General features: G+C 44.5%; 14 protein-coding genes. 5 read left to right on the top strand and 9 right to left on the bottom strand.

Translation table 11 applies throughout. The features are described from left to right. The first annotated feature begins 192 nt into the window (after positions 1-192). The 3 genes from AC4G47_RS04630 to AC4G47_RS04620 all read left to right on the top strand — a co-directional run bounded on the left by AC4G47_RS04630 (position 193) and on the right by AC4G47_RS04620 (position 2,771). Positions 193-420: a hypothetical protein gene (locus AC4G47_RS04630; RefSeq protein WP_145325104.1), complete on the top strand. Its 228-nt coding sequence runs from the start codon at positions 193-195 to the stop codon at positions 418-420. Between the two features lie 348 nt (positions 421-768). Then, entirely contained in the window at positions 769-1,818 is a 1,050-nt protein-coding gene (locus tag AC4G47_RS04625; RefSeq protein ID WP_491104963.1) for a glycoside hydrolase family 53 protein, read from the top strand. A 473-nt stretch (positions 1,819-2,291) separates the two neighbouring features. Continuing rightward, positions 2,292-2,771: a hypothetical protein gene (locus AC4G47_RS04620; RefSeq protein ID WP_491104961.1), complete on the top strand. Its 480-nt coding sequence runs from the start codon at positions 2,292-2,294 to the stop codon at positions 2,769-2,771. Positions 2,772-3,285: 514 nt separating this feature from the next. Here AC4G47_RS04620 and rarD read toward each other — a convergent pair. Then, the gene (rarD, locus tag AC4G47_RS04615) at positions 3,286-4,164 is read right to left on the bottom strand and encodes an EamA family transporter RarD (protein ID WP_491104960.1); all 879 of its coding nucleotides are present in this window, start codon (positions 4,162-4,164) and stop codon (positions 3,286-3,288) included. Between the two features lie 197 nt (positions 4,165-4,361). Here rarD and AC4G47_RS04610 point away from each other — a divergent pair, with 197 nt between their 5' ends. Further along, the gene (locus AC4G47_RS04610; RefSeq protein ID WP_491104959.1) at positions 4,362-5,231 is read left to right on the top strand and encodes a helix-turn-helix transcriptional regulator; all 870 of its coding nucleotides are present in this window, start codon (positions 4,362-4,364) and stop codon (positions 5,229-5,231) included. 68 nt (positions 5,232-5,299) lie between these two features. Here the strand turns inward: AC4G47_RS04610 and AC4G47_RS04605 are convergent, their stop codons facing one another. The 8 genes from AC4G47_RS04605 to AC4G47_RS04570 all read right to left on the bottom strand — a co-directional run bounded on the left by AC4G47_RS04605 (position 5,300) and on the right by AC4G47_RS04570 (position 14,479). Further along, on the bottom strand, positions 5,300-5,971 hold the full coding sequence (locus AC4G47_RS04605) for a hypothetical protein (protein ID WP_491104958.1): 672 nt from the start codon (positions 5,969-5,971) through the stop codon (positions 5,300-5,302). 496 nt (positions 5,972-6,467) lie between these two features. Continuing rightward, positions 6,468-7,625 carry a hypothetical protein gene (locus AC4G47_RS04600; RefSeq protein WP_491104957.1) on the bottom strand — a complete coding sequence of 386 codons (1,158 nt, stop codon included), beginning with the start codon at positions 7,623-7,625 and terminating at the stop codon, positions 6,468-6,470. Positions 7,626-8,031: 406 nt separating this feature from the next. Continuing rightward, positions 8,032-8,673, bottom strand: coding sequence for an NAD(P)-dependent oxidoreductase (locus tag AC4G47_RS04595; RefSeq protein WP_491106644.1), 642 nt, complete (start codon positions 8,671-8,673; stop codon positions 8,032-8,034). A 195-nt stretch (positions 8,674-8,868) separates the two neighbouring features. Next, positions 8,869-9,891 (bottom strand): Gfo/Idh/MocA family protein, encoded by a 1,023-nt coding sequence (locus tag AC4G47_RS04590; protein ID WP_491104955.1) that lies wholly within the window; start codon positions 9,889-9,891, stop codon positions 8,869-8,871. After that, entirely contained in the window at positions 9,888-10,925 is a 1,038-nt protein-coding gene (locus AC4G47_RS04585) for a Gfo/Idh/MocA family protein (protein WP_491104954.1), read from the bottom strand. The genes AC4G47_RS04590 and AC4G47_RS04585 overlap by 4 nt, the downstream gene beginning before the upstream one ends. A gap of 49 nt (positions 10,926-10,974) precedes the next feature. Continuing rightward, on the bottom strand, positions 10,975-12,588 hold the full coding sequence (locus AC4G47_RS04580) for a type 2 periplasmic-binding domain-containing protein (protein WP_491104952.1): 1,614 nt from the start codon (positions 12,586-12,588) through the stop codon (positions 10,975-10,977). Positions 12,589-12,624: 36 nt separating this feature from the next. Then, entirely contained in the window at positions 12,625-13,506 is an 882-nt protein-coding gene (locus tag AC4G47_RS04575; RefSeq protein WP_491104951.1) for a carbohydrate ABC transporter permease, read from the bottom strand. A gap of 13 nt (positions 13,507-13,519) precedes the next feature. Continuing rightward, complete coding sequence (locus AC4G47_RS04570; protein WP_491106643.1) at positions 13,520-14,479, bottom strand: ABC transporter permease; 960 nt, start codon at positions 14,477-14,479, stop codon at positions 13,520-13,522. Positions 14,480-14,776: 297 nt separating this feature from the next. Here AC4G47_RS04570 and AC4G47_RS04565 point away from each other — a divergent pair, with 297 nt between their 5' ends. Continuing rightward, complete coding sequence (locus AC4G47_RS04565; RefSeq protein WP_491104949.1) at positions 14,777-17,074, top strand: helix-turn-helix domain-containing protein; 2,298 nt, start codon at positions 14,777-14,779, stop codon at positions 17,072-17,074. Positions 17,075-17,176 lie beyond the last annotated feature (102 nt).

Raw genomic sequence — 17,176 nt, 5'->3', positions numbered from 1 at the left:
TACTATTCGTAATCAACATCAAGCGTCAGCGCAGTGTAAACGCTATGTAAAATTTATGTAAATGATACCTCATGGACGCAACTTTTTCCATCCCTTTACAAAGAGCAATAGACAGAGTAAAGTGATGTACAGTGTGATTTGGTCCGGTTGCTTGTTATCATTTCCAAATAACAGTGTCTAAAGGAGTATATAATGAAATCGAACAAACCTAGAACGTTACAAAAAAATATAGAGTTTTTCACGGCTGCACTCTCTCAATGTATCGTAAGCGCTTGGCAGGAAGACCCGGCTGGCGTCTACTGTGAGGTGGGTAGTGGCATCGTTGAACGGATCAGTGAAGACAGCGTACGCATTCGAAACAATGACGGAACGAAGAGTCACTATGCACGAGATATAACGATGTTCCAGACCGAAAAATAATTTTGCGTAAATACGTAAAAAAAGACTAGATTTCTCAAACCAGGTGTTGTATACTCTTGCCACAAGGAAAGGAGGTGCGTCAACATTTCTAATCACATGTTGAACGTGTCCCTTACCCGATCCACTAGCTCAAAATAAAATGAGTCTGGTGGAGGCGCGGGATACGGATCAATGTTTCAAAAAGCGCCACGGGTAGAAGGCCGTCTTCGGACGGCTTTTTGTTTTGTCTTTTTTCGTAGAGAGGTTGAGAAAACACCCAAAATATTGGAAATGGACCCTTTAGTAGAGTAAACCAGGATGGCTATAATTAGGATGCAACTCAACCTAAATCCGAGGAGGCATCTTGTAATGTTCAAAAATGTAAGGGATTTCAAGATATCCATCATGTTGGCTTTTGTTTTGTTATTCACCTCCATCATGCTGCCCGCAGGTCAGCATGCCAGCGCAGCACCAAGTTTCGCCAAAGGAGCCGACATCAGTTGGGTTCCCGGAATGGAAGCTCAAGGCTACAAATGGAAAGATAAAAATGGGGTACAGCGTGACATCATTGATATTTTGAAAAATGACTATCAAATCAATTCCGTTCGTATTCGGGTCTTTGTTAATCCTACGAACGATTATGGGAACGGTTACATGAACAAGGATCGTGCGGCTGCACTTGCACAACGTGCCAAGAATGCCGGCATGAGCGTAATGCTCACCCTGCACTACAGCGATTCCTGGGCAGACCCTGGTCAACAGACCAAACCAGCTGCCTGGAAAAACTACACGTTCCAGCAGCTCATGGATGCGGTGTGGAATCACACACGTGATGTCATGACTACAATGCAAAGCAAAGGCGTTACCCCGGACTGGGTACAGATCGGGAATGAAACAAGCAACGGCATGTTATGGGAAGATGGCAAAGCATCTACCAACATGAAAAACTATGCGTGGCTGGTAAACACAGGCCATAATGCAGTGAAATCCCTGAGCAGCGGCACCAAAACCATTGTGCATCTGGCAGGTGGAGATGATAACGCCCTCTATGTATGGAATATTGGAGGCCTGATCAATAACGGAGCCAACTTTGACATGATTGCCATGTCCCTCTACCCTTCGGCTTCCGGCTGGAACACAGCTGTGACGAATACAGTAAACAATGCCAAGGATATGATCAACCGTTATGGCAAAGAGATCATCATTTCTGAAATCGGCATGGACAATAACCAGGCTGCGGCTGGTAAAAGTTTTGTTGCGGCGATGAAAAACCAAATCCGCAATCTGCCGAATGGTAAAGGCAAAGGCGTATTCTACTGGGAGCCTCAGGCTACACCAGGATACAACAGCGGCTATGGCAAAGGTGCATGGCAATCGAATATGATGCCGACGGTAGTCATGGAAGGATTTATTGACTAGGTACGGTGGGTAGAAGTGTATTGGTGGGCAGCGTGGTGGGCGTTCCGGTGGCGGATCGTTCTTATGATCGCTGTTGTATCCTAATTTTTTGAACAACTTTCATAAGTTGAAATTAGGATACAAAGGCGACCGCTTCGCTTCTTCAGAATCGATTCCGCCCCCTCCACTATGTTGCTGCTCAATGAGACACTTCTAAAACCGTGTGTAGTCAAATGGATTAAGTAGTAAGGTAAAACAACAAGGGCTAATGGCGCTGTTCCAGGTGGGAGTAGCGTCTTTTTTTTACGTTGGAGCGAGTAGTACTGCTAAGGGTACCATTTTGGTAGCATGGGGCGCTGCAAGGGACCGTTCCAAGGCGGATCGTCTTATGAGCAGGCTGAATGCAGAATGGTTTTTTCACTTACATATGAATATAATAAAGAGAAAATCATGCAGAACGTGGGTTAGCTTATTACAAGAGCGGGGGAATATGGATGAGGTTTTTAAAAGGGATGGGCCAATTGGCTGGAGAAGTTACCGGGAAAGTACTAGGCGGCAGTGTGAGGGTTGTCGGTGAGATTGCGGGAAGTCCCTTTATCAAAGAAATCGGGAACGGCGTAGAAAAAGCTACGATTAACACTGGCAAAACGGTTGGACAACTGGCTAGCGGGACATATGATCTGGCAAGTGGTGCGATCCGAAAAGATGATGCTGCCTTGGACGCGGGCCTTGCCGATATTGGAGATGCCGTGACTAATACTGCAAAAGGTATAGCGATATCAGCCAAGTATGTGTATAACAGCGGTAAAGATGTTGTCGTGGGTATGAAAGAAGATGATATGGAGCGTGCCAAACTTGGCGCCAAACACCTTCTGACTGCTGCTGCCGTAACAACACTCGCTGTCGGTGTGGTTGATGCAGTTGATGGGGCTGAAGGTGCGGAAACGGCAGAATCCGGATTAGATCATCAATAACACGATAACCGAAGAAAAACAGCTTAGCAGAGCAACAAAAATATGGAGACAACTAAATGAGATTTTTTCAAGTAAAATCCATTGTTTCTTCTGAATAAAGCACGAGTAGACGAACACTGTCACCACAATGGGCAGATATAAATGAAGATCCGGACCATCCGTGCTCGCTAATCGTTCATTAATATATCTACCTATCGTCTGGTTGACCATCATACATCCATATATGATCCCAATTATCGCTGAAACAGCAAACTGAAATAGTACCTGAACTACAGCATTCTTTACAAATAATGGATCACGTTTACGTTTACGGTAACGGTTACTAACGATCATATATCTGTTGCCTCCTCGTTTTCTTATTCCTATTTTTGATGACTACTCCTGTATTTTACCACTCTATTGATCTTATGCCTTCTTCATTTTGCTGAGTTATCTTTTCCCCATAAACGTAAAAATGGCCCTGTCCACCTCATCGGCGGACAGGGCATTTATAACGATACCAAGATACCTCTGTTCAGCTTACTTTAGCCAGTCTCGTGGCACGCATCGATGCGGTTGCGTATACGATAAGCGCTGTCCAGATCAGCGCGAAACCAACGAGCAGAACTGGCGAGACTGTTTCCTTGAACACGAACACGCTCAGGATCAGCATGATCGTCGGCCCAATGTATTGCACGAAGCCAAGCGTGGACAACGACATCCGGGCAGCCGCCCGTGCAAAGAAAAGCAGCGGCAGCGCCGTCACCACGCCAGATAGAAGCAATTCGAAGAACATAGGCGCAGGCAGCGTCCATGCTGTTGCTTTTCCCACGATGGCCAAGTAGATCCAGTAGCCGAGTGCGATGGGCAGAACTACAGCTGTCTCCGAAAATAAGCCCACAGAAGCGTCTTGCTTAATCTTCTTCTTCGCTAGACCGTACAAGCCAAATGACACGGCCAGCGAGATCGCTACCCATGGGAAACGTCCGTAGTCGATAGCGATGATAAGCACCGCGACACCAGCAATAGCAATCGCGAGCCATTGGCCACGGTTTGGCTTTTCATGAAGGAAGACAACTGCCAGTAACACGTTCAGCAAAGGGTTCAAATAATAACCCAAGCTTGTCTCAACGACATGACCGTTGTTAACTGCCCAGATGAAGATCAGCCAATTAATAGCGATCAGAAGTCCGCTAGCTGTGAGCGATAACAAGAGCGAACGGTCAGCCACAATTCGTTTCATGTCACCCCAACGGCGCTGGACGGCAACGAGAATACCCATGAAGACGAACGACCAGACAACCCGATGGGACAGAATCTCGCCTGCTGGTACATTTTCAAACAACTTCCAATACAGCGGGAGAACCCCCCACATGATATACGCAATGATCGCGTTGATTAATCCATTGTTCATAACCATTTCCCCTCTTCAATGCTCTGATACTCAAGGGATTATACGCCTCTATCTACGCTTAAGTAAAGAGATTAATAGGTCAGGCCAGTTGCTATGCTCCCGTTCAACTGACATTTTCTTTGGACTAAAGTTTACCCAATTCTAGACAAATAAGAGCTTCAGCACTAAAATTAGAAAGTGAGATGAAGGGAGTTAGTATGAACCATCATAGGATAATAGAACAAGTATTAATTCATATCGAGGAGAATTTAGAACAGCCTTTAACTGTGTCATCCGTTGCTCTTACTTTCAATATGTCTAAATACTATTTTCATAGGCTCTTTTCAGCCATGATGGGCTGTTCGTTAAATCAGTACATCCTATCTAGAAGATTGAATGCCACCCTATCACTCATTTATGACAACAACTTGTCTCTAACCAATATTGCTTATCAGTTAGCCTTTGGTACGCAAGCCTCATTCACCCGGGCATTCAAACAACATTACGGTGTAGCTCCAAGTTCACTAAGAGCAGGCTTAAAAAAAATCTCTCCGACTCAAATACCTACTGTGATTAAAAGACCATTTAAAAATATCAATGGTGATATCGTCACGGATTTCACACTGACAGAGTTCAAAGAAACCCGAATAAGCGGGATTGCCTTTGAAGTAGACCTAGCCACTGATGATTACAAGAAGAAGATTCACTCCCATTCAAAAATGATGTTGAACCATATTGATGAAAGCATACATGGTTCTTGTTTTGTCATTTATTCAAACTGTCAACCAAATTCAACCCGATTCAAAGTTCTGTTCGGAATCCCACATGACATTCAAATTGATAAACCCTTTTATTTCACGGTTGATGTACCGTCTATTTTTTGCGCGAGGTTCAACTATTTTGGTGACCTGCTTGATATTGGAGAAGTGCTTAAATCAGACTATGCCAGATTCTTAAAGATTTCCAAGCAAGAGGCTGATCAATCGGATATTGAACTTATCCAAGTTTTTAATGACGTCCACAACCTGGACTCCACTTACCATATCTACGCACCAATCAAGAAACTCCCTGACGATCTGGAAATCTGATGGTACCGAGGAACCAAACCGTCAGAGGACTATTCATTACATCCATATAGGTCAGACCGAAGGCATCTCTAGTTCGATGCTAACTTACGTTTCGACCAAATAACATACCCCATCCATATAAGTGCAATTCCCATAGGTATCGCCAACCCCCGATCAAGTGGATGGGGGATGATTGCAGCAGTAATGGTGACTACCGCAGCGAAGGCCAATAGAATTCCTGCTAGGCGAGGCATTACTCTGGCACGTATTGTAGCGATGCCTAGCAGTAGACCTCCTAGCATATACATTACTCCCGCGAGCGGTGCTAATATTGGGAATATCCCGAGATTAACCTCACTAACTGTTCCTCCAACGAGCCCAACCATTCCTTCCACAAACTTTTCAGCATCACTTGTCAACAACGGCAAAACGAATGCTTCGATGAAACTAAAAATGAATGAGATTAACCAGAACAGATTGAACAAAAGGAAACCGACCAAGCCAAGCCACCCCGCTTCTTTCGCTTGGCTTACATAGAATCCAGTAATTCCGATCAGATTAAAGAACGACATAGCCATAGTCAGGGATGCAACCACTACCCAAGAGTTTGTATTTACAGAAGAGATATGATCTGTCGGGTGGATAAACTGAATAACGATATATAGAATCCCTGCTATTATTGCCATAAATCCTGACCACCGGTTGAGATCATGTACTGTTATTATTGATTGACTAACCTTTTTATCGTGCACTATATTCACAATGATTCCTCCACTTCTAGGGTATATAAAATGATCCAGTCTTTTCTCAACATCACACGTTTTTGACTCCAAACCTCCATATGTTCTAAACCTTTTTGTTACAGCCCCTTCCTTATTATGGTTTGGCTTATCGAGTATAACTTAACAAATTTGGCCTGCTCCTACTTTTCAGATCTTGCTGTAATTTGGGTTGCCATGGAACTTCCCTCAATGAAAAAGGTAGCTTTGCCCCCAATCTATCATCGTTTCTGCCTCATAATGATGCCGAAGTTCACTTAAAATCATAGGAAAACCTCCTATTAGAGCAATTAATTCTAGTTTGCTTCTAATAAGAGGTTATAAACTTGGCTATTCTCAACTGTAATCTTCAATCAATGAGATTTTGATAAACTAAAAAGCCGCTTACGCGGCTCCCGGGACATAAATGACATTAAATCTCTCCGACATATGATCAGGTCCGTAGCATTGCCATAATCTTTAGTCACAAGGATTTAATTTAATCTCCAATATTTTTATAGCCTGATTCCTCTCTATTATTCTTCCATTCTTTCTTTATCTTACCGATCCAACCAAATAATTTGAATAGATAAACTACAACAAGTACGATCATGAAAATAATAGTTGAGTACACTCCTACAGCTGATTGAAAGTCAGGATGAGTTGCAGGTGAGATCATGGTACCTACCCAGATTCCTATTCCGAGAATTAACATATCTTTGATTGGATCATACCACCTAACTTGGTGCTTATAGATGTAGATAGCGAATACAGCCATAACAGTGAACAGTACTGCAAAGATCTCATCCGAATCTTCACTAAATAAACCTTCTTCAATGTCCCATGAAGGAAAATAGAAGTAAATCATAATCACTTGCAGCAAAGCTAAGGTTATAGTCAAATAGAATCCCTTTTTTCGTCTTGCTTTTGTTTTTTGTGCCAAAGTCTTTTTCTGCTCATCGGTATAAAAAATATTGTCGATATCCTCGGCTTCAGATCCTGGTGTGAATAAAAGTGAACCCTCATACGAATTCTTGGGCACTGCTTTTATTCCTTCAGGATTGTTAGGTGTTGCTTTTAAAGCCATGTCAGTATGGAGTATCGTCACATTATTAGACTGAAGTACGTCAATCCAAGCATCAATTATCGCAAGGTCCGAGTGGGTAAAAGAAAGGACTTCGAGTTGTCCGTCCGCATTCTTACCATAGAACATAAATTTTGCCGCCCTATAAGGAACGAGTTTAGTAGTTATCGTGCCTGCTCGAACCTTTTGTCTAGGGATGAGTTGATAATCCATCCCAATTAATACATACTCCATTCGTTCATAAGTTAAAAAAATTTCTCTTTCTTCATTTTTATTTTTATCTTTAAAATACGTATAATATCCAGTCTGTCTTAATTCTATTTTGAAAACATAATCAAGATATTTTTGAAGGTTTTTAAAACAAAACCAACCTAGCCAACTAATCAAAACGCCTATTCCAAAAATCGTGATCGCAACACCAGTCTCATTGTTCATCATCCTTAACACCGCTACGGCGATTAACCCGAGTCCAATGATAGAAAAAATTGAAATCAGACCTGTATGAAAACCAATTGCCCATTTTGGGAGTTGATTTGTGAACTTTCGGTTATCCTTTGTTTGCATTTCTAGCATATTGGTACCTCTTTTCTGTCCGTTAGCCATTGATCAATGCACTCAAGATTTATCGTTTCTTGTTCGCCCCCCTAAACCAAGAACATGTCCTTTATTGTTAGGCCACCATTTTCTCGCTATAAATGCCGTCACCTTTTCATTCTGATAAATGATATCCCTTTGTTTTGTTCCCTGATCAGGTCGCTCGATACCCCAAATACAACAAAATGGACATTCGTATTCTTCGGGCTTATGTGAAAATGATACTGTCATCTTTATCATTCAACCCCTCTCATATTTTCCCAACAAGCTATTAGACGCAGGTAACTTATGTTCATTGCGTTATCCTAACACAAAAAGAACGGACGCTGATCTGTCGTGATCAGCGTCCGTTTTGTAAGGTTCATTATACGTTATACGAGATGAATTACTTCGCTTCGCCAACCACAGTAAAGCGTTCGTTTTTGTGTTGCGGATTTTCAATCTCGTCAACCAAAGCAATGGCATAGTCAGCATAACTGATGTAGCTTTTGCCTTCACTGTTGACCAGGAGAACATCATTGCCTGCTTGATATTTACCTGTGCGTACGCCTTCCGGATTGAAGAATCCAGCCGGGCTCAGGAATGTCCATTGAATACCTGAAGATGCTTGCAGATCCTGCAAGTTTTGGCCTTGGTTCGTTGCAGTTGCTTTGTAAGCATCAGGGAATCCTGGGGATTCAAAGACACGCAATGTCTTGGACTCGTCCGTGAACAGGCTTCCTGCTCCACCCACGACGATCAGACGAGTGTTTGGTGCATCCTTCAGGATGTTGATCAACGCTTGTCCTACTTCCACATGCAGGTTTTCTTTACCCGCTGGTGCACCAAATGCATTTACAACTACATCGAACGCTTTAAGATCTTCAGCTGTAAGATCGAATACATCTTTCTCCAGCGTATTCAGGGTTTTATCTTCCAATTTGGATGCATTACGAACAATCGCCGTCACTTCATGCCCTCTGTCTGCCGCTTCTTTCAAAATCACGCTTCCTGCTTTGCCTGTTGCACCAATGATTGCAATGTTCATCATGATCTCTCCTCTGATTTGTTTTGTAGTAAAAACTCATGTTGTAACTATAGTAGTTACAACATGTTTTGTCAACTATTCCTCTCTGAAAAATTATAGAATTCCCCTCAGTACAACAAAAAAAGACCCTGATAGATCATCTATTACAGACTAATCCCATCACTTCGGGTCTAAATTATGGGTTTACCACACACATTATTGTTCGTAACGTGTTTCATGTTCCTCCACTTTCCTGAGTATCACCCTGCCTTTTTTCTGAATCGACTCATATGCTGCCAGAGCGACTGCTGTGGCCTGTAAACCATCTTCCCCGGAGACTAAAACACTTCTTCCAGCCAGGAGTGAGTCCACGAAATCTTGCAGCATATAATAATTCATACGTTCACCCCAATAGCTCCACCTTGCTCTTTCCTCGAGATCGCTGTATACCTCATTTGTCTGTGCGAAAGCATCCATATGTATGACGCCTTCCGTACCGATGATATCTAGCTTTACGTCTCCCCAGAAGGGATATGTCCGATTTCTCGACCAGCTTGTATCAATGAACGCAATCACTTCCTGATCCAATTCAATATGCACCATGCCCGAATCTTCCACCGCCAGATCATGAAACAAATGTCCTTGCTCTGCATATACAGCGGTCGGATCAAGGTTAAACAACCATCGAAGCAGATCAGCTACATGGACTGTATGATCCAGAATCGCTCCTCCCCCGGATTGGGAAGGATCCAGAAACCAGCCCTCTGGTGCTGTACCACGATTGTACCCCTTAACCGCAACCACTTGACCAATGTCTCCTCGCTCAAGCGCCCTTTTCGTCTCCAATACAGCAGGCAAATATCGGCAGGGAAATGCGGTCATCAATTGTACCCTGTATTTGGAGCAGATTTCGATCATGATTTTCATTTCATCCATGCTAACTCCAAGCGGTTTTTCACATAGAATATGCTTACCCGCACGGGCACTTTCCATCACCATGCTCGCATGCTTCACATTCTCTGAACATATAATTACGGCATCAATCTCAGGAAGCTGCAGCATAATGCGGTAATCTTCGTAATACGAGATATGGCCTTGATCAAGAAGAGTCATAACCCGCTCCATGTTATCATCGGCGATGGCGACGACCTCTACATTCTCTATCGCGGCGAGCTCCCGAAAATAACTGAACGCATGGGGATGAGCGAAGCTGATCATGCCAATACGCAATCGTTTCATCTGAATGCTCCCCCCTTCTCCTCAAAACCTTTCATATTGACAGAGTCTCCGCTGTAGGCAGAATGGAGTGCAGCACGGGCAATTCGGGACGCATTACAGGCATCCTGAAACGTGATCTTAGGCTGATCCCCGAATTGGATACATTGAATAAAATGAGACAGTTCACGTTCATAGGCCGTTTCAAACTCAGGACTTTTCCTTAAAACGATAGGTGTATGTGTCCTGTCGTCCGTTCCCTTCGTTGATATACGGCCTATTCCTCCATCCTGACGGATAACCACTGATTTGGCCTTCTCGGAATTTGCATGCAGGATTCCCCGATCTCCCGCGAATTCCATCGCTGTCTGGAACGGCCCCGGGTATCCCCACATCCCTTCCAGATTGGCGATAGTTCCTTGTTCGAATCTCAAGGTTACCCAGGCATAGTCCAAATGAGGAAGGGTTCGTCGCTGGGCATACACGGAACGTACCTCTCCAAGCACACTGCGCATATAATCGATGTCATGGATCATCAGATCCATAATGACACCACCGCTATGCCTCTCATCGTTGTACCAGTTCTTCATCAGCCCCGGATGGGGTCCGATACGACTGGCATGGGCAACCCCAGGCTTCCCTATAACTCCGGCAGCGATCTGACGGGCGACATCGATATAGGCAGGGAAGAAGCGACCCACATGTGCAATAAACAAATGAACTTTGTTCGAACGACAGACGACATCCATCATTTCGGCTTCTTTGGCCGTCGAACTGACCGGTTTCTCACAGATTACATGCACGCCCGCTTCAGCGGCCATGACTGTATACGTGCAGTGCAAAGATGTAGGGAGGCAGATGCTCACCACATCCGGGCGCCCCCCGCTCAACAAATCCTCAAAACGGCTGTACGCTGTCGTTCCGTAACCATCAGCCAGCCTGTCAGCCTCATCCTTCTCCACATCACAAACCCCAACCAGTTCAACATTTTTCAACTTGGCATAACTTTTGGCATGTACGGCTCCCATCGTTCCGCATCCGAGTACAGCAGCTCTCACAGCTTATCCCTCCTTCATCAAGTCTTTGTTCCAGTCATCAATTCATACGCTATTCTGTCTTATACCTGTCATAGGCTGCCTGATATACCTTCATATACTCGTCCAGCCCCATTTTATTCAGAGTGTTCACATACGTTTCCCACTGATCAAATCCTGCACTGCCATTCACAAACTTTGCTTCCATCTCGGTCACGTAATCCTGAATGTCTTTTCCAACTGAGGACATAAATTCGGATTCTTCCTGCGTGAAGTTAAAGTTGTACCAGATGTCCTCTACGGCTTGGTCCTTCGCTTTGTCTGCTGCCTGAAGGGAGCTTGGGAGTGTCTCTGAGCCTTTGAAATAATCTTCCTTCACTAAGCCCGGATAACTTCCACCGAGCCAGGTGAAATATTTCGCCAATGCCTGATCTTGAGTGAGACCATCCGGATTCGCTGTAATATCCTGCGTGTACTGCAGATTTCCGTCTGCATCCTTTTCATAAGTCTCCCCTTCTTTCCCCATGAAGTAGAGGAGGGCTCCTTCATCACTATAGAAATGATCCATCCAGCGGATCGTTGCTTCAGGGTTCTCATTCTTGTCCGTAATCGCGAACGCTCCTACATGGACCATAGGTACCTTTACATGAGAATACAGCTGTTCCCCATCAGGACCTTTCAGGGCACCAAGACCGATGAAATTTTTCTGTCCCATGACCGTTTCCGGGTTGGGCACCGTTGTCGCACCAAGCGTTCCCGCCTGACCTTTCGCATTCAGTGCTCCGCCATCCAGTGTAAATATTTCGGGGTCCAGCAATCCTTCCTGATGTAGCTTGTTCACATACTGGAGCACTTCCTTGTACTGAGGCAATGTTTTGGTGAAGCGAAGCTCATCTGTGCCGGGGTCCACATCAACCAACTTGTGTCCGAGTCCACGGTTACCAAGCCCCCATGCCCCTTTTACATGATCAATAATGCCCGTAATGCCTGTAGCGCTAAAAGGAATTTCATCGTTTTTGCCGTTGCCGTTAAGATCTGTCGTTTTGACCGCTTTCAGATATTCATAGAAGCTTTCGGTTGAATCCGGTTCTTCCATGTTCAGCTGTTTCAACCAATCTTCATTAATCCACAGCGGTGCACCAATCAGCATGGATAACAGAGCGGGATCATAGAAGGACGGCATCGAATAGATGTTGCCATCCGGCATCGTCAACCCTTTACGAATATCCGGGTACTGCTCCATCAATCTTTTAAAATTCGGGGCATAGTCATCAATCAGATCATTGAGCGGAAGAAACACACCCTGGGCACCATAACGTGTCAATTCATCCGAAGTCACACGAGCAGAGTAAAACACATCCGGGTAGTCATCGCCTGCCAGAGCCAGGTTCCGCTTCTCGGTCAATGTCTCAAAAGGAACGAGATTGAAGTTCACCTTTACGTTCGACATCTCACTGTACGCTTTCCAGATTAGTGTTTCTTCGAATTTACTCCCGTTGGTGGTAGACTTCCCTGTGAAAAAGTCCAGTTCAATCGGTTCCTTCACTACTGGCATGCCTGTAGCATTCAGATTAGATTGACTATCCTGACTCTGCCCTGCAGGCGCCTCCCCTGAACTGCATCCAGCCATTAAACCCGCTGTAATCACGATGGATAAGGTCAAGTTGCCCCACTTTTTAAACAACATCTCCATGCACTCCCTTATAATCAAATGGATTATGGTTTACCCTTTTACTGCGCCAATCATGACGCCTTTAATGAAGTATTTCTGCAAAAACGGATACAGGATCAACATAGGAAGGTTAGTAATAATTACAGCAGCATATTTGATGGCTTCAGCATCCATCATGCTTCGACCCAGGGAATCGTCACTGATATCGACCATTTCCTGCATCTGACCCTGAACTAATATTTCACGTAAAAACAACTGCAGCGGATACTTGTCCCGGTCTGACAAATAGATTAGGGCGTTAAAATAACTGTTCCAGTGCCCCACTGCGTAAAATAGAACCATGACGGCCAATACCGGCCCGGAAAGAGGCAGAACAATCCGCATCAGTACCTTTATGTTTGAACAACCATCCATAAAAGCCGCTTCCTGAATTTCCTTCGGTATGGAGTTCTGAAAAAACGTCTTCATGATCAGCATATTCCATACGGATAACGCCGACGGAATAATCATGACCCAAAAGGTGTCCAGCATACCCAGGTCCTTGATGAGCAAGTAGGTTGGAATCATGCCTCCACTGAAAAACATGGTGAATACAATCAAAACCGTAAAAACAGTTCTTCCGCTAAAATCGGCTCTGGATAACGGATATGCTGCCGCAATGGTCATCACCAGGTTGAGCAATGTGCCGGCCACCGTGTATAACAAGGTGTTCCCATATCCTTTCATCAGCTCGCTATTCGCAAACAGACGTTCATAACCAACCAGCGAGAGTTCCTTGGGCCACAGCCAGACCTCACCGCGCATGACGTTTTCGGGATTACTGATCGATGCAATACCCACAAAGAATACGGGATACAATACCACTACAGAGACTACCGCAAGAGCAGCATAGATTATCCATTCGACTGCCCGGTCACCACGACTTTGTGCCATCTCCTCACCTTCCTTACCATAAACTGCTGGAGCTGACTTTGCGGGCGAGCCGGTTGACGGTCAGCAGCAATATAAAATTGATAACCGAGTTGAACAGGCCGACAGCTGCGGAATAGCTGTACTGTGCCCCAAGAATTCCGCTACGATATACATTGGTTGCGATCACATCCGATGCTTCCATGTTCAACGCGTTTTGCAGGAGGAATACTTTCTCAAATCCCACGCCCATAATGGACCCCACATTAAGAATTAACAGCACAACCATGGTCGGGGCAATCCCCGGGATGTTCACATGCCAGATTCGTTGAAGTCTGGTCGCACCATCCACCTTGGCTGCATCATGTAGCTGTGGATCGACTCCGGCAAGAGCCGCCAAATAGATGATCGAGCTCCAGCCCATTGTCTGCCAGACACCTGACCATACAAAGATACTCTTGAACCAACCCGGTTCTGTCATGAACGAGATGGCTTCTCCACCCAAAGCCGTAATTGCCAAATTAATCAATCCACTGACAGGAGACAAAAACATCATGATCATACCCACCATAACGACGGTAGATAAAAAATGAGGCATGTAGGTCACCGTCTGCACAAATCTTCTGAATTTCCCAGACCTGACTTCGTGGATCATCAATGCCAGAAGAATAGGAATAGGGAAGCCCACCATTAATTCATACAAACCAATACCCATCGTGTTTTTAATAACTCGCCAAAAGTAAAAGCTGTCAAAAAACCGTTCAAAATGCTTAAATCCCACCCACGGGCTTCCGGTTATGCCTTTATTGGCAATAAAGTCCTTGAAGGCAATCTGCATGCCATACATGGGTACATAATGAAACACAATGAAGTAGATGAGGACAGGCGAAAATAACAGATACAGATCCCAATTTCTACGAAATGAACGTAATCGGGATTTCTTCGCTCTGCTTCCATTCCCCCGAATTCCGTATGCCTGCTCCTTGACGGATATCATCTGTTCCAAAATCAGCAATTCCCCCTTCTGCCTGCCTATTTGCAATTGGCTCAGCTGCAAGTTGAATGTTACAGCTTACTACCTGCAATGGGTATACACCGTTTTTGAGATCTTGTCCGATCCTTATGAAATTTACATCATTCGTGATCTTTCCTGAAAAAACAGCCATTTTCGCAAAAAAGGTATAGCCCCTTTTTACACCACGTTCATACTCTGCTTTCTGCGGCTTAATAGTTCACGCGTAGAATGGGCCAAATAACTTGTTCTCTGTAGAAGAATAAAATGAGGGGTTGGCCTATGAATTGGATGTTGAACAAAAAACGAACCCTGTTTTTTAAATTATTTGTCAGCTTTTTGGCGATCATTTCATTGTTCTGCCTATTCTATATTCTGATTTATTATGTATTCAAAACGAGTCTGCAGGAGGAAATTGTCCAAAACAGTCACAATGAAACGAAGAATACAGCGGAACGATTCTCCAATCATATGGAACAAATTCAGATCATGCTGTTCCATATGTATAACAATCAGGATCTGGTCGCCTTCAACCGGCAATTGCAAAGAGTGGGATTGGAACAGGCAGACTATCTGAAGGCCAAAAATGTGATGATGGACATTCGGGGATATGTGTACAATTCTTTGTTTTTGCTGGAAGATGTGATCGTGCATTTTCCTAAGGACCACTTTGCGTTTGGCAAATCAGGTAGCGGCAGTTCGGATTACATGTTCAACACATCGTATCAAAGCGATACCTATCCATTGGAACATTGGGAGACACTCGCGGATCAGCCTCACACTTTCCTGATCTCGCCTTCAACCTCCTTTCATATGAACGCAGGGTCTCCCGAGAGCAGGCGGCTTCTGCCATACACGTTCAAGAAACCCGGCACGGCTTACCAGATCATTGCAATGGTGGATATCGAGAAAGCAGTGGAGTCCTTTTTCGGCACCACAGCTGGACATACCTTGACTATTACGGATGATCAGAGCAATATCCTTTACCACTCGGGCTTATCAGCAGAGGAAGAAGCAACACCTGTTTTTCAGAATGGAGCAACTGCACTCAAAGAGAATGGAAGATATTATTTCAAGGCAGAGGCTGCGGATGGGCTCACCTATATTACCTCTTTGGCAGATACTCGCATTGCAGATCAATTACAGCGATTGACCGGTTATATGGTTCTTATCTTTGTATTCTCACTTCTGGCAGCAACGCTGGTATCCCTTTATTTAAGCCGCCGCCTGCATACACCGGTCAAGCATATGTTATCCTCCCTGCTGGACCGTACATCACGTTATGAAGCCGGTGATGTCAGAGCAAGAGATAGTCGTATCTGGGAATATGATCTGATTCAGAGCAGGATCGAGGATTTGAAGAAAGAAAAGGATACGATTGTGGACAAGCTTAACCGTCAGAACGCAATTCTAACCAATTACTCCTATATGAATCAACTGAAGAATATTAATACAGACCTGAGTGAATGGAATGATTTCTTGGCGGATGGAGGAAGTTATCAGATTGTGTATTACGACATCCGTTTCCGGATATCGGAAGTTGGAAGTATGCCCCTTGACCGGGAGCGGGCAGTACGTCACTTGCTGGATTATATTCATTCGCAAACCAAAGAGATGTTTCATGCCAATCATACATTCCAAATGGAGAAAAACGAGATCGTCTCCATATTAAAAGGAGCTTCGACCGTCCAGCTTCAAGCTCTGCTAGAGCAACTTAAAGCAAGTCTGGATGAAGAAAGCCATTATTACGTCGTGACCATCTGTACCCTTCCGGCAATGAATCAACCGACCAAATTCAGTGAAACCTACCAGCAATTACGAGATCTTGCCTCCGAAGCCCGCCTGCTAGAGGAAACGCAGTTGATCAGTGAGGCCCGTCCCCTGCCCGATCTGGATCAACCTCTGTTAAAACGGGGGCGTGAGTTCGATCAGGCACTCCATTCGCTGGAAGAAGACACCTGCATGGAATGGATACGTCAGGCGTTCGCCCAATTCGTCAAAAAAGAGGCAAGTGTGCTTCAGTTTAGGCAATTGGCTCTAGCCATAACCAATCATATCATTGAAGTTATAGATCAGCATCTGTCATACAAAAGAGCGGATACATCTCTGCACGAATGGAAAAGTATGCTTCAGGATTGCCATTCGCAGGAAGACTATGAGATTGTTTTTAAGCATATCATTAACTCATCCATTGCCATCATGCAGGATAGCGGACTCCCAGTACTGGAAGAACCCACCATCGTCGTGTTCTATGAGATTATCAACTCTCATTACATGGAGGATATCTCACTCGAGTATCTGTCCGAGAAACTGAATCTGTCGACGACATATCTCTCCGTGTATATCAAAGATAAAACCGGCATCAATTTTAGCGAGCATCTGCAAAAAATCCGCATGCGCAAAGCATGTGAACTGCTGGCTTCGACGAACTGGACGATTAACGAAATTAGTGTCCGCGTGGGATACCAGAACATTACTTCCTTCAATCGAATATTCAAGAAGACAACCGGCATCTCGCCTGGAACTTTTCGAAAACAACATCTTATGGACATTCACCACCAACAGAAACATGTGGACTGAAATGATTACGCCAAGTAACAGAAAGTAGTAACACCTTGAATGTCCGAGACCATCTGACTTTGAAGCACATAAAAAAGCGCAGCTTCAACGGTTTTACCCGCC

The sequence above is a fragment of the Paenibacillus sp. Negev47 genome (assembly GCF_058313655.1).
This window is presented reverse-complemented; position numbering and strand designations above follow the sequence as displayed.